Source organism: Actinomyces qiguomingii, from assembly GCF_004102025.1.
In the GTDB taxonomy this organism is placed as follows: Bacteria; Actinomycetota; Actinomycetes; order Actinomycetales; family Actinomycetaceae; genus Actinomyces; species Actinomyces qiguomingii.
Genome location: NZ_CP025228.1, coordinates 3,469,984 through 3,483,514, shown reverse-complemented (window position 1 = coordinate 3,483,514; position 13,531 = coordinate 3,469,984). Strand labels below are relative to the sequence as shown.

Annotated in this window: 7 protein-coding genes and 1 tRNA gene; 2 read left to right on the top strand and 6 right to left on the bottom strand. The window is 67.7% G+C overall.

Annotation, left to right across the window (positions count from 1 at the left end; genetic code table 11):
- Positions 1-125 precede the first annotated feature (125 nt).
- Entirely contained in the window at positions 126-2,783 is a 2,658-nt protein-coding gene (locus CWT10_RS14520; protein WP_103062034.1) for an RNA degradosome polyphosphate kinase, read from the top strand.
- Between the two features lie 19 nt (positions 2,784-2,802).
- Positions 2,803-3,825, top strand: coding sequence for an NUDIX hydrolase (locus CWT10_RS14515; protein WP_103062035.1), 1,023 nt, complete (start codon positions 2,803-2,805; stop codon positions 3,823-3,825).
- 161 nt (positions 3,826-3,986) lie between these two features.
- On the opposite strand, the gene CWT10_RS14510 is transcribed toward CWT10_RS14515, so the two are convergent.
- The 6 genes from CWT10_RS14510 to CWT10_RS14485 form a co-directional block, all read right to left on the bottom strand.
- Complete coding sequence (locus tag CWT10_RS14510) at positions 3,987-7,346, bottom strand: ATP-binding protein (protein ID WP_103062036.1); 3,360 nt, start codon at positions 7,344-7,346, stop codon at positions 3,987-3,989.
- Positions 7,343-8,191, bottom strand: a complete 849-nt coding sequence (locus tag CWT10_RS14505; RefSeq protein ID WP_199176303.1) for a DUF4194 domain-containing protein — start codon at positions 8,189-8,191, stop codon at positions 7,343-7,345. Before CWT10_RS14505 ends, CWT10_RS14510 begins: the two co-directional genes overlap by 4 nt.
- Positions 8,188-9,672, bottom strand: a complete 1,485-nt coding sequence (locus CWT10_RS14500; protein WP_103062037.1) for a DUF3375 domain-containing protein — start codon at positions 9,670-9,672, stop codon at positions 8,188-8,190. Before CWT10_RS14500 ends, CWT10_RS14505 begins: the two co-directional genes overlap by 4 nt.
- Before the next feature lie 177 nt (positions 9,673-9,849).
- Positions 9,850-9,923, bottom strand: a tRNA-Pro gene (locus tag CWT10_RS14495).
- Between the two features lie 83 nt (positions 9,924-10,006).
- Positions 10,007-10,972 (bottom strand): metallophosphoesterase, encoded by a 966-nt coding sequence (locus CWT10_RS14490; protein ID WP_103062038.1) that lies wholly within the window; start codon positions 10,970-10,972, stop codon positions 10,007-10,009.
- Positions 10,965-13,145: a transglycosylase domain-containing protein gene (locus tag CWT10_RS14485; RefSeq protein WP_103062039.1), complete on the bottom strand. Its 2,181-nt coding sequence runs from the start codon at positions 13,143-13,145 to the stop codon at positions 10,965-10,967. The genes CWT10_RS14490 and CWT10_RS14485 overlap by 8 nt, the downstream gene beginning before the upstream one ends.
- Between the last annotated feature and the right edge of the window lie 386 nt (positions 13,146-13,531).

Sequence of the window (13,531 nt, the reverse complement as noted above, 5' to 3'; positions counted from 1 at the left end):
GTCCGGCCCCGGAGCTGGCCCGTCCGGCCCCGGACCGGACTGTTAGGGCCGGGCGCTCGGAGACCGCAGGCTTCCTTGGTGCGGTTCCCCACCCGCTCCCGGCCTAGACGTGGGACGATTCCCCCATGACGACGCCCGACTCCGAAACGACCCCCTCCACGACTTCCGCGCCCCTGGCCTCCTTCCTCGGCGGCTGGGCTCGGGCCCAGGCCCGGCACGCCGCCGACCCGGGCTCCTCCCCGGTCAGTCCCGCGGAGGCCGATTCGCTCGCCGCGGCCTCGGCGTCGTCCGCGGATGCCGACGACGCGGCGTTGACCCAGGACGACCTGGACATCATTGAAGACCACGTCATTGAGGCGGCCGATCCCCGGGACTTCGTCGACGACGACGCCGGCCCCCAGTACGAGGATGAGGACTTCGACGAGGACGTTCCGCAGGCCGGGGGCGATGGCGTCGATGCCGGTGGCGCGGTGCCGGTATCCCCGCCCACCGCCGGCGAGCAGACCGGGTTCCGTACCCCCGCCAGCCCCGCGGGCTCTGACGCGCCCGCAGCCCAGAACGATTCCGCGGCCGCGTCCACGCAGCCGCCCGCCGCAGCAGACGCGTCGGATCCCGACCATCGAGGCCATGACGACGCCGAGGCGACCGCCGCGCCCGATCCACAGGACGATCTGCCGCCGCTGGAGTCCTTCACGGAGCGTTTCACCGACCGGGAACTGACCTGGCTGGACTTCAACGAGCGTGTCCTGGAGCAGGCCGAGGACCAGGACCTGGAACTGCTGGAGCGCGCCTGGTTCGCCGCAATCTTCTCCTCCAACCTGGATGAGTTCTACATGGTGCGGGTGGCCGGGCTGATGCGCCGCATCAAGGCCGGTATCACCCCGGTGCGGGCCTCGGGCTTGGACGCCCACCAGGTGGTCGCCGCCATCACTGAACGCGCCAAGGAGCTCACCGCCCGCCAGGCCGCCCTCTTCCAGGAGGACATCCGCCCCAAGCTCGCCGAGCACAACATCGAGATCCTCACCTGGGACCAGCTGGACACCCAGCAGGCGGAGAAGATGACCCGCTACTTCCGCCACCAGATCTTCCCGGTGCTCACCCCACTGGCCGTTGACCCCTCCCACCCTTTCCCCTACATCTCCGGCCTGTCACTGAACCTGGCGGTACTGCTGCGCAACCCGCGCTCCGGCAAGGAGCACTTCGCCCGGGTCAAGGTGCCGCAGTCCCTGCCGCGCCTGATCACCGTGCCCGGACGCGAACTCGATCCCAAGAACAAGCGGGCCGGCACTGCGCTGATCCCCATTGAGATGGTGATCGCCGAGCACCTGGACCACCTGTTCCCGGGGATGGACATCCTCGAGCACCACCTGTTCCGCGTCACCCGCAACGAGAACCTGGAGGTGGAGGAGGACGACGCCGAGAACCTCCTGACCGCCATGGAGAAGGAGCTGGAGCGTCGCCGCTTCGGCGCGAGCGTGCGCCTGGAGGTGGAGAACACCATCAGCCCCTTCGTGCGCCGCTATCTGGTACGCGCCCTGGGCCTGCGCGATGACGACGTCTTCGAGCTGCCCGCACCGCTGGACCTGACCAGTCTCAACCAGTTGCACGACCTGGACATCCCGGACCTGAAGTACCCGCGGTTCGTGCCGGTGACCGCAGCCGGCCTGGCGCCGGAGGAGTCCAGCACCCCCGGAGACATCTTCGCCGCCATGCGCGAACACGACGTGCTGCTGCACCACCCCTACGACTCCTTCTCCACCTCCGTGCAGGAGTTCATCTCCCAGGCGGCCGCCGACCCCAAAGTCCTGGCGATCAAACAGACCCTGTATCGCACCAGTGGGGACTCCCCGATCGTCGACGCGCTCATTGAGGCCGCCGAGGCCGGCAAACAGGTGGTGGCGATCGTGGAGATCAAGGCCCGCTTCGATGAGGAGAACAACATCACCTGGGCCCGCAAGCTCGAACGCGCCGGTGTGCACGTGGTTTACGGCATGGTGGGGCTCAAGACCCACTGCAAGCTGCTGCTGGTGGTGCGTCAAGAGTCCGACGGGCTGCGCCGCTACTGCCACGTCGGTACCGGCAACTACCATCCCAAGACCGCTCGCGGCTACGAGGACCTGGGTCTGCTGACCTGCGACCGCGACGTTGCCCAGGACTTGACCACCTTGTTCAACCAGTTGTCGGGCTACGCCCCGCGCGCCCGTTTCCGCCGGCTGCTGGTGGCTCCACGCACCGTACGTGACGGTCTCATTGAGCGCATCGACCGGGAGATCGCCAACAAGCGGGCCGGGAAACCCGCCTGGATCCGCATCAAGGTCAATTCGATCATTGACGAGGCCTGCATCGACGCCCTGTACCGGGCCAGCCGCGCCGGCGTCGACGTCGACATCGTGGTGCGGGGCATCTGCGGTCTGCGCGCCGGCGTGCCGGGGTTGAGCGAGAACATCCGCGTTCGTTCGATCCTGGGGCGCTACCTGGAGCACTCCCGCATCTATGCCTTCTGCAATGACGGCCAGACCGACCTGTTCATCGGTTCAGCGGACCTGATGCACCGCAACCTTGACCGGCGGGTGGAGGCGCTTGTGCGCATCACCGACCCGGTGATGATCGCCCAACTGGAATGGGTGGTAACCCACTCCGCCAGTCAGGCCGTCACCTCCTGGTGGCTGAACCCTGACGGCACTTGGACCCGACACACCCGCGACGCCGAGGGCAACCGGCTCGAGGACATCCAGAACACCATGATGACCTGGGCGCGCTCGCGTCTGCGGGCCGGTCACTGACGAGCGGAAACCACCACAGATGGCAGGCAAGTCCAACACTGACAAGCGCATAGTCCGTGCAGCCGGGGCCCTGGTGTGGCGCGAGTCGAAGGGGCACCTGGAGGTGCTGCTCGTCCACCGCCCCGGATACAACGACTGGTCCTTCCCCAAGGGGAAGGTTGAGCCCAGGGAGTCGGTACGCACCTGTGCGGTGCGGGAGGTCGCTGAGGAGACCGGTGTTCAGATCGCCCTCGGACAGCCGCTGGACACGATCCGCTACAAGCTCTCCAACGGTTCCCGCAAGGAGGTGCACTACTGGGCGGCACGTGAACTGGCGGGCGACTGTCCGGCCCTGCGCGCCCGTACACCGGTAAAGCCCGCCTCTGCCTCCGAAATCGACGGCGTGGAGTGGGTGCGCGCGAGAAGGGCACGTAACCTGCTCAGCCACGCCCTGGACCGTGATCTGCTGGGATCTCTGGTGGACCTGTGGGAGGACGGCAAACTCGACACCTGGACCTTCGTGCTCGTGCGCCACGCCCGCGCCGTCAAACGCTCGGTGTGGAATCGCCCGAAGAAGCGGGACGCCGAAACGGATGAGGCGACCCGCCCGCTGACCAGGGACCAGGGGGAGGTGCGTGCCCGGGCCCTGGTGCCGGTGCTGGCCGCCTACGGCGTCGCCCAGGTGATGACCAGCCCATGGCGGCGCTGTTTTGACACGGTTGCCCCCTACACGCAGGCGGCCGGGATCGAACTGGTCACCGAGCCGGAGCTGACGGAGGCCGCGCATGCCGCCAAGCCGAAGGCCGCCCGCAAGGTGGTTTCCAAGGTGCTGCGGCGCCGCGATGTGCCGGTCGCGGTGTGTACGCACCGACCGGTGCTGCCCACCGTCATGGAGGCGATCTCCGATTACGCTCCCGGCAAGCTTCTGCGCTCCGTCCCGGACCGTGACCCGTGGCTCAAGACCGGGGAGATCATGGTGGTGCATATGGCGCGTCGCCCGCGCGGCCGGATTCGCGCCGTGGCCATTGAGAAGCAGCGTCCGGTGCTATCCGAGGGCCGTTGACGCCCGCGCCCGGGCCAGCATCAGTGACCTGTAGGGAACGGGGTGTGAAGGACGTCGGGCCGGAGAGCGCCAGTCGGCGCGATGGCCGCTCGTGGCGGCTTATGTTGGAGCCCGGGGCCCGTCGCGGCCCGACGCCGCAACCAGGGTAGTACAGCCGGGGCTCATCCGACGACCTCCTCCAGGCCGATCTTCAACTTCTCCCAGGAGCGTCCCTTGGTGTCCTTGAGGATGTCGTACTCGACATCGACATGCGGCTCAATGGCGCTGTACTTGTCATTGGGCGCGCCGATTACGAGCTGGAAGCCCAGGCCCCGCCAAGCACCGATGGCCCGCTTGGTGAAGTGGGCATCGGCCTTGATCAGGGCCTCATCAAGGAAGACGACGGCGTACCGGGGGCGCTCGGCGGCGGCGTCGCCCAGCTGGTAGCGCAGGGCCGCCCCGACGATGAAGGCGATCAGCTCCTGTGACTCGCCGCCAGACTTCTCCCCAATGTGGTCGTACAGGGCCGCATGCGCCCCGGTGCGGGCGTGAACCTTTTCGGCGCTGATGCGCACATGGTTGCGCACATCGACCAGTGTGCTGAAGTCCGGGGCGGAGCGGCGGATGCGGTCGATCAGACGCGACATGCGCATATAGGCCTGCTCCCGCTGGGCCTCGCTGCCGGCGGCATCGATCAGGGCACGCACCTCGCGCAGCTCCCTGCGGAAACTACTGCGCACCCGCGACTGGTTGTCCCGCAGGTTGATCTGCAGACGGTGGGCGTCGTCGTAGAACGGCAGATCCGCCATGATCCGATTGACCGGTTCAATACGCTCGCGGACCTCCCGCAGTGCCCGGCTGAGCGAGGAGTCCAGGTTGGTCAAGTCATTGCCGGACAGGCGCAGCAGGCTGTTGCGCCACTGCTCCTGAAGCTCATGCAGGCCCGAAGTCTCCAGGTCTGTCAGGATCCGCTCGAAGTCCCGGTAGGAGGTATCCGGGTCCGCCCGCAGGCTCGGGTTGGGCCAGGCGTCCAGGAAGGATTCCAGGGCGTGGCGCAGGGCGGCCCGCTGCTCATCCAGGGTGGTGTGTGCACTGAGCCGGTCCTCCTTCAACAGGCGCGCCCCGGCGGCCAGCGCCGTGTCGAAGTGCTCCAGGCGTCGGAGCGGGTCCAGTTCCGTGGCGGCGGGGGCGGGTGCGAAGCGCCCGGACAGGTATTCCCGCTCCTGCGGTGTCAGGAGCTCCCCGCGATCCTGTGCCTGATCCAGAAGTCCCTGGGCCGCGTCGACGGCGTCGGAGGTGGCCGCCCAGCGCTGCGCAAGTGTCTCCTGCTCGGCGCGGACCCGGCCGACCTGCTGCTGGAAGTCCTGCACCTTCCTGCCCAGTTCATCCACCTTGCGGCGCAGGGAGGTGATATCCGGGTTCTCCGTGGAGGCCTCGGCCACGACGCCGCTCCAGCGCCGTTGCTCCTGCTCCAGCGCACCCACGTCGATCTGCTCCCAGCCGGTATCCAGCACGCGGCGGTAGGCGGTGCGCTGCGCCTCGACGTCGTCGAGGGCGCGTTCGGCCCGTTCCCGGCTTGCTTCGGCACGGGCCAGCTCCCCGGCCAGGCGCTCGGCCTCCTGCGCGAGCTCGGCCAGATGGCGTTGACTGGAGAAACCCAGCACATTTGAGCGTCCCTGACCGCCGTGGGCGCCCCGGCTGCCCTGGGAGACCTGACCGGTGATGGTCAGCGCCCGGGGGTGGGAGTCGAGTTGATCCGGCGAATCCACGCAGACGAAGGCGAAGCGCCGCTCCAAATGCTCCTTGAGCCACCCGGTGAACTCGGTGTCCCGGTACTCCAACCTGCCCGGGAGGATACTGGGGTCCAGGGGGCCCTGGTGCGGCACCGAGGTGCGCACGCCCTCGTACCGCAGCCTGGTGGGCAGCCGGAGCTCATCAATGGCCTGGCGGAAGCGTCCCATCTGGGTGACGTCGATCAACAGGGTCGTGGCGAAGCCGCCCAGCGCCAGGTTGAATGCCTCCCGCCACGGCTCATACTCGGCGCGCACCTCCACCAGCTCCCCGACGAAGGGCAGCCGATCCGGGTGCAGTCCGGCCTTCCGGGCCAGCAACTCACGTGCGGCATGGAGCCGGCCCGGGATGGAGTCCTGCCGACTGCGGGCCTGCTCCTGCTCGGCGTGTAGCTCCTCCAGGCGACGCCGCAGCTCATCCGCCTCGGCGTAGGCGCGGCCGTGCTCATCGCGCGCCGAGCGCCTGGCATCGGAGCTAGCCAGGGCGGCCTGGGCACGCTCACGCAGGGCCTCGAAGTCGTTGCGCCCGGTGATGCGCACACCCAGACACTCGGTGGCCTCAACAAAGGCCCGGCGCGCCGTGCGCACCTGCTCCAAACGGTGCTCGGTCTGCCTCAGCTCGCGCTCGGCGGTCTCCAGCCGGGCGCCGCCGGAACTGCGCAGCACCTCTCGGGCGGCCTCATACTGCGCCTCAGCGGCTTCGGCGGCGGCCACGGCGGTGGCGACTTCGGCGTCGGCCGTGCTCTTGCGTCTACGCAGCTCCTCTTCGGCCTCCCGCAGCAGGCCCAGCCGGTATTCGGCGCGCCACCGCCCGGCCCGTGAATCGGGTTGGGAGAACTCGCCGATCGAATCGAGTAGCTCCAGGCGTCGGGCGGCGTCCTGAATTCGGTCGTGCATGGTGCGGATGGGGCTCAGGGCGCGCACCTGCTTCTGGGCGGTGACCATGCGCTCGCGGGTGGACTGGAGCTCGTCGAAGTGGGAGACGACGGCGTCGGCGGTGGCCAGGGTGGCCGGCTCCTCCAGCACCATGCGCTTATACAGTTCATCCACGGTGGTTATCTGCTGACCGGCCTGAATTCGGGCCAGCAGGCTCATGGCTTTGGTGCCGGAGCCGGCGGCACCGATGCCCAGCACCGAGTAGATGCGGGCAAGGAACTCCCGGTCGGTGGGTTGGGTCTCCACCCCGGCGTCCCTGACCGCCGCGGCGCCCAGGCGGCGGGAGGCGGCCTCCTCCAGGCGGGTCAACGCGAAGGATGCGTCGACGGTTCCACGCACCTTGACGGTGTCGTCCAGGGAGCGGGCGGAGGCCGGGATGTACCAGGCCCGCAGGGCGGTGAAGCGAGAGCCGTCGTGGTCCACCCAGGTCATGGCCACTGCAGTCCAGGTGTCTTCGCCGTCGCCACGCAGTACCCGCATCCGGGTTCCGTCCTCGGTGCGGGATTCATCGAGTTTGCCGCGCCCGTAGGACAGGATGTTGCGTTGCTCCCCACTGCGCGCCCGTCCGGTGACCCCGCCGTTGGAGGCGCCGTTGAAGGGCGTGGTGTGCGGCATCATCAGGGCGATGTAGGCGTCCATGAGGGTCGATTTGCCCGAACCGGAGCCGCCGCATAGGAGGGTGGCGGTGGGGGAGAAGCGCACCCGGTGGTAGCCGTCATAGCCTCCCCAGTTGATCAGCTGTAATTCCTGAGCGAGCCACTGCTGTCCGCGGGAGGCGGCGGGAATCAGGCCGAACAGGGTGTCGATCATCGTCATGCGTGTCCTCCCACGGACTCGGGGGCGGCGGGGTGTGCGGCGTCGGCGGCCGCGAACAGGGGCTCGGGTTCCGGCGGCGTCGGCGCCTGCGGTGCTTGCGCCGCCGGGGGTGAGGCCGGTTGGTCGGTTTCTGGCGGTGTAGAGGAGTCCTGGTCGGTCTCCTCCAAGGATTCCAGTCCGGACTGCGCCCGCAACCAGGTGTCGAGCTGCTTGAGCCGTTCGGCGCTCAGGACGATCTCAATGACCGGGGTGATGCGGTAGCGGCCGGCGGACTCCTCCTGGATGAGTCCCTCCGTCGCGAGCCGGTCCAGGGCGTTGCGGATGGTCCGCTGTCTGCGAGCGGTTTCCCGGTCCGCATGGGTGAAGTAGCTCAGTGCCGTCTGCTCGACGTCTTCCACATCCACCAGCACCGAGCCCTCTCCCGCCGTCGACTCGCGTTGGTACACGGCCCGCAGGTAGATCAGTACCAGTGTCTCGGCGCGCGTGTACGGCTTGTCGCGCAGCAGGACGGGTGCCTCAATGCCCTCCGAGCGCACCTGCTGCTTGTAGGCCACGCCCCGGTCGAGGTCCACCACAAGACGGATGAACAGGTCGTGGAGTCGGGACTCGATGACCTGCTGGTTGTCCAGCAGGACACGCCAGTCCTCCCGGTTGCGTTCGGCGTGCAGGAAACGGTCACGCAGGATTTTGACCAGCACGCGTCGTACCGGGGCCTCCAGGGTGCCCCGGTCACCGGGGTAGTACCCCTCCGGGTCATCCTCCATGGCGACCGGTTGGATGAAGGCGCCGGTTTCCGGCGTCTCGGTCGGATGGTCCGCCTCGGCGGTGGGGGTCTGCTCGTTCAATCTGTGTCCTCGCTGGTCGGGGTCGGGCTGGCCTGGGCGGTGACGGAGCCGAAGGCGAAGCGCCTGGAGGTTCCGTCGGGGCGCTGCGCCTGGACGACGGAGACTGTATCGCCCTCGACCATGCCGTTGCGGTGTGCGATTTCCAGCAGCCCCAGCAGATCAACCGGGCGGCGGGTGTGAGCTGCCATACCCTCAAAGGCGGTGGCCAGGTCGAAGTGATCCTCGCCGAGAGTGCCGACGTACTCCTCGATCTGTCCGTAGTGGGGCCCGCCCCAGGCGCGCGTGTCCGCGTCGAGGAACTCCACGTCCTCCTCCTGCTGGTGCAGGGGCTCGGGGGCGCGTGGCGGGCGCAGGTCGCTCAGGGACTGGCGCAGATGGCCCAGTTCGGGGGTCGGCAGGGAACGGATCGGCTCTACGACGTCGAGGTTGGGGCCTGCGTGCATCCAGTTCTGCATGGCGGCCATAACTGAACGCAGCAGATCGTCCAGCTCCCGGTCCCGGACCGGATCATGGGTGCGCACCTGGGTGGTGATGACGTGTGAGGCGCGTCGTTGGGCGGTGAGCACCTCATCCACTCCCTGCTCGATGCGCTTGGCGACGGCGCGCAGTTCGTCACGCTGCTCGTCGGACATGAGCACAGTGAACGGCAGGTCCAGCACCGTGGCGAGCTGCTCGTTGAGCTGATCGATCTGCTCAGGGGCACCGATCAGCCGCAGGGCCCCGGCGAAGGCGCGCCCCTCGGCAGTCGATTCCATCACGTGTTGACCGCGCTCCAGGTACTCGCGCAGCACCTCGCCGGTGGGTCGCACATCGCGGCGCAGCTCGGTGACCACATCGCGTTGCATGGCCTTGATGGATTCCGCCACGCGGGCGAAGTCGGCGGGCAGCTCCTGGGACAGGTGCAGGACGTTCTCCGCCTCCTCCAGGAGTTGTTCGTCGTCGGCCGGCTCCATCTGCCCGGAGCGAATCCGCGCGATTTGCGCGTCCAGTTCCGATCGCTCGGCCAGAAGTCGGGTCAGACGCTTATCGGGATCGGTCTCGGCGCTGGTGGCCAACTGGTCAATGGCCTCCAGGAGCGTGCGGACGCGGGAGCGTGAGACTCGAGAGCGTCCGGCACCCGAACGGCCGACAAACTCCAATGCACCCACGGCCTGGGCGGAGAGGCGATAAACCTCCACGGAGTCACTCATCTGGGGAATGAGCCACCCCACGCGTACCCAGTAACGGCAGATGTCCCGGCCGGTTCCGGCGGGCAGGCCGCGTTCGTCCTCGTCGTAGCCGCAGGCGCGCAGCTGCTCGACGGCCTCAGTGACTTCTGCATGGGCGTCGGCCACGGCGACCAGCGGCCGGTCCGGGGTGAAGACGAGCGATAGGGCGGCGACGACGAAGGGCGCGTAGCGGCCGTGTAGCAAATCGAGTGTGGGACTTCTGAAGGCCGCCAGTGCACGTCTGTAGGCGGCTTCTGCGCGAGGTTCGGACATCGGGCCCAGGTTAGCGAGTCGTCGGGGTATTCGGCCTGACGGCCTGTTGCCCCTTCCTCCTCGCACGCCTCATGAGCGAGCTCATGGGCGTACTCGTCGTCGGGGTATTCGGCCTGACGGCCTGTTGCCCCTTCCTCCTCGCACGCCTCATGAGCGAGCTCATGGGCGTACTCGTCGTCGGGGTGGCGGGATTTGAACCCACGACCTCTTCGTCCCGAACGAAGCGCGCTACCAAACTGCGCCACACCCCGTGTGCGGGATGACTATATCCGTCGTCGCGCCGGTGGGGGAAATCGTGTTCCTGAGGATTCCGTCACCTGCGACCGGGCGGCCGTCAGTCGACGGGACGTAGCGTCAGGAGGGTTGCCTCGGGGCGGCAGGCCACGCGTACCGGCGTGTACGGGCTCGTGCCCAGGCCGGCGGAGACATGCAGAAGCATCCGCGTGTTTGCCTCGTCACCCGGACGGGTGTCCGGCCAACGCGACAGGCCCGAGGCCCGACCGCGATCCAGGTCACAGTTAGTTACCAGTGCGCCGTATCCGGGTAGGCACAACTGGCCGCCGTGCGTGTGTCCGGCGATAGCGAGTCCGACCCCGTCGTCGGACATGGCGTCCAGTACCCGACGATAGGGGGCGTGCACCAGCCCCAGTCGCAGTGGGCGGCCAGCGAAGTCGCGCACCGCGGTGGCGTCGTCGCCCGCCGGGGCGGAGGGCGGGAACACGTCCCGATCAACGTGCGGATCATCCGTCCCGACCAGCTCGATATGCCGATCCCCAACGGTTATGCGGCCGCGTGCATTGGTGAGATCGACCCAACCACCGGCGGTCTGCAGATCGCGGACCTCCCGCCAGGGGAGGGCCTGAACTGCGGCCTCCTGCTCGGGATCGTCGCCGGAACGCGGATCCCGGCGCAGGTAGCGGGTGGGCAGTTTGAAGACCGTCGTGCGGTAGTCGTGGTCGCCCATCACGAAGGCGCCGGGCAGATGCGCGAAGGGTGCCAGGGCCCGGCCGAGTGGCTCCAGACCGGAGGCGAAGGACAGGTTGTCTCCGGTGTTGACAACTATGTCGGGACGGATCTGTGCCAGACGCCGTACCCATGCCACGCGGGCTTCGGTGCGGTCGGTCAGGTGCAGATCCGACAGGTGCAGGATCGTCAGCGGACGCTCGCCGGCGGCCAACACCGGCACGTCGATGCGGCGCAACACCGGTGAGTGCGCCTCAAACAGGGCGTAGCCGAGCAGCCCGACGCCGGCAGCCAGCCCACCGAGCATGGCGATGCGGTGCGGGGGCATGTCAGTCATCGTCGTCGCTATTGTTGTTGTTCCGCGAACCCTGTGAACTGCCGCCGCCGGAGCCGCCGCCGGAGGACGGCGCACCGCCGCCCAGACTCACCTGGTTGAAGCCTTCGACGGGTTGATCGGCCAGGGCGGTGTCCATATAGGTCTTGAACATGGGTGCGGGCAGGTCGGAACCGTACATGGTGGCGTAGTAGCGCCCGCCGATGTACTGGTGGTTCATAGCGTAGTAGCCGTCGGAGTGACCGGCCCAGATGGCGGTGGACAGCTGCGGGGTGTAACCGACGAACCAGGCGTTGTCCATCTCATCGGTGGTGCCCGTCTTGCCCGCCGCCGGGCGGCCGTTGAGGGCGGCGGACTTGCCGGTTCCCTTACCTCCCAGCACCGACTGGAGCGTGATGGTCACCTGGTCGGCAGCCGTTTCGTTCATGACCTGCTTGCAGTTGGCCGACGGCGCGCTCATCGCATTGCCATCGGCATCGGTGATCGAGTCGATGACGATCGGAGTGCAGTAAACGCCGTGGGCGGCGAAGGTCGCGTAGGCGTTGGCCATCGCGAGGGGGGTGGCCTCGGTGCCGCCGAGCACCACGGAGGGGCGGGGGTCGACCGGCTCTCCGGAGGACTTGGTGACTCCCAGCTCCGCGGCCAGGCGGGTCACATCGCACACGTCCATTTGCGCCAGCATCTCCGCGTAGCCCACGTTGATCGACATGGCGGTGTTGTCCAGCACCGTGTGGACGCCGTCCTCGGCATTGTTGGCGTTCTTGGGCGCCCAGTCCTCGGGACGCAGATCGGGATCGCAGGAGATGTTCCACTCATAAGTGGAGAAGGTGCGTGGTGTGGTGTTGGTCACCGCGTATCCGGAACGGCCCTCTTGGTACCACTGGGCCAGAGCGAAGGTCTTGAAGGCCGATCCCGGCTGGAAGCCGTTGGCCTCCATCCCCCCGTGGAGGTAATCCGCCGAGTAGGAGATCTGGGTGGCGGTGGGGTCGGAGCCGGTGGCGTCGCCGTAGTTGGTGTTCTGGGACATCGCCAGGATTCGGCCGGTGCCCGGCTCGATCGACACCAGCGCCGTCTTCACATTCGAGGGGTCGCCGGTGGGCACATATGCCTGAACCGCGGCATCGGCTGCGGCCTGCTTGTTGGTGTCCAGCGTGGTGGTGATCTCCAGGCCGCCGCGCAACAGGAGTTGCCGGCGCTCGGCCTCGGTGGCGCCGAAGATCTCGGAGTTCTCAATCTCGCCAACCACGTACTCGCAGAAGTAGGCGGCCGAGCCGGCTGCCCCGCAGCCGCCCGCGGAGTCGGTCACGTGGAGTATGTCCGCGATCTGGGTGTCCTTGGCGGACTGGTAGTCCTCGGCGGTGATGAACTCCTCCTCATACATCTTCTGCAGCACCCAGTCCATCCGGCTCTTTGCCTTGTCCGGATACTGCACGGGGTCGTACATGCCGGGGGCATTGGTCAGGCCCGCCAGAAGCGCCGCCTCGGGGACTGACAGATCCTTGGCAGAGTGGGAGAAGTAGTGCCGCGCAGAGGCCTCCACGCCGTAGGTGGAGGGACCGAAGGAGGCGATATTGAGGTAGCCCTCGAGGATCTGCTGCTTGGAGTACTTCTGCTCGACGGTGAGCGCGTACTTGATCTCGCGGAGCTTACGGGCCACTGTCGGCGCCTTGGCGGCCGCCACCGCGGCGCTGTCGTCGTTCTGCAGACCCGCTTCAATCAGTACGTTGCGCACGTACTGCTGCGTGAGGGTGGAGGCTCCCTGGGAGCCGCCGTTGGCGTTGGACACGATGGCGCGGACGATCCCGGCGGGATCGACCCCCTTGTGCTGGTAGAAGCGCTGGTCCTCCACTGCCACGATGGCGTTGTGCATATTGGGCGAGATGTCATCCAGTGAGACGACTATGCGGTTCTCCGCGTAGAACTGGGCGATCTGGGAGCCGTCCGAGGCCTTGATCACCGAGATCTGGCTGGGTTCCAGGACGTTGAAGTCGTCGGGCAACTCGTCAAAGAGCTGGGCCGAGGCGTTGGTGATCGCGGAGGCGACGCCGACGGCGGGCATGGCGAAGCCGGCAGCCACAACGCCGCCCGCACCGGACAGGAGCAGGAAGACCAGCAGCATTGCCACGACCTGGGCAGGAGAGGATATGGACCTGCCGCGGGAGGAAGACTTCGACATAGTGCCCACACTACGGCGAAATGGGCCGTTTGTGCACCGGCTGGGGAGGTTTCACAACTGGGGAAACATCCATGGGGCGAGGCGAGCGGGTCAACGCCGGCGCGCCGATCGTGCGGGACGCACACCGGATTTGCCCGTCCATTGCGGGGTTCTTCTGGATTTGGGCGCTTCGGGTTGGAGGGTGTGGTCAGTGCGTGCGGTGGTGGGGGCTGGACGCCCCCAGGGGCCCGAAACCAGACGGCCAGGGCCGACTACACCCTCAAAACTGCGAGAGCTAGATTGCCGGCGTTACGGGCTGATGCGGCGGCGAAGACGGGCTTGGCCAGGGCATGGCGCCTGGGGGTGAGGGGACGGGGAGGATGACCGATTTGGCAAATGACCATCGG

Coding starts and splice junctions, on each gene's coding strand:
- CWT10_RS14520 (WP_103062034.1), top strand. CDS start 126: ATGACGACGCCCGACTCCGAAACGACCCCCTCCACGACTTCCGCGCCC.
- CWT10_RS14515 (WP_103062035.1), top strand. CDS start 2,803: ATGGCAGGCAAGTCCAACACTGACAAGCGCATAGTCCGTGCAGCCGGG.
- CWT10_RS14510 (WP_103062036.1), bottom strand. CDS start 7,346: ATGACGATGATCGACACCCTGTTCGGCCTGATTCCCGCCGCCTCCCGC.
- CWT10_RS14500 (WP_103062037.1), bottom strand. CDS start 9,672: ATGTCCGAACCTCGCGCAGAAGCCGCCTACAGACGTGCACTGGCGGCC.
- CWT10_RS14490 (WP_103062038.1), bottom strand. CDS start 10,972: ATGACTGACATGCCCCCGCACCGCATCGCCATGCTCGGTGGGCTGGCT.
- CWT10_RS14485 (WP_103062039.1), bottom strand. CDS start 13,145: ATGTCGAAGTCTTCCTCCCGCGGCAGGTCCATATCCTCTCCTGCCCAG.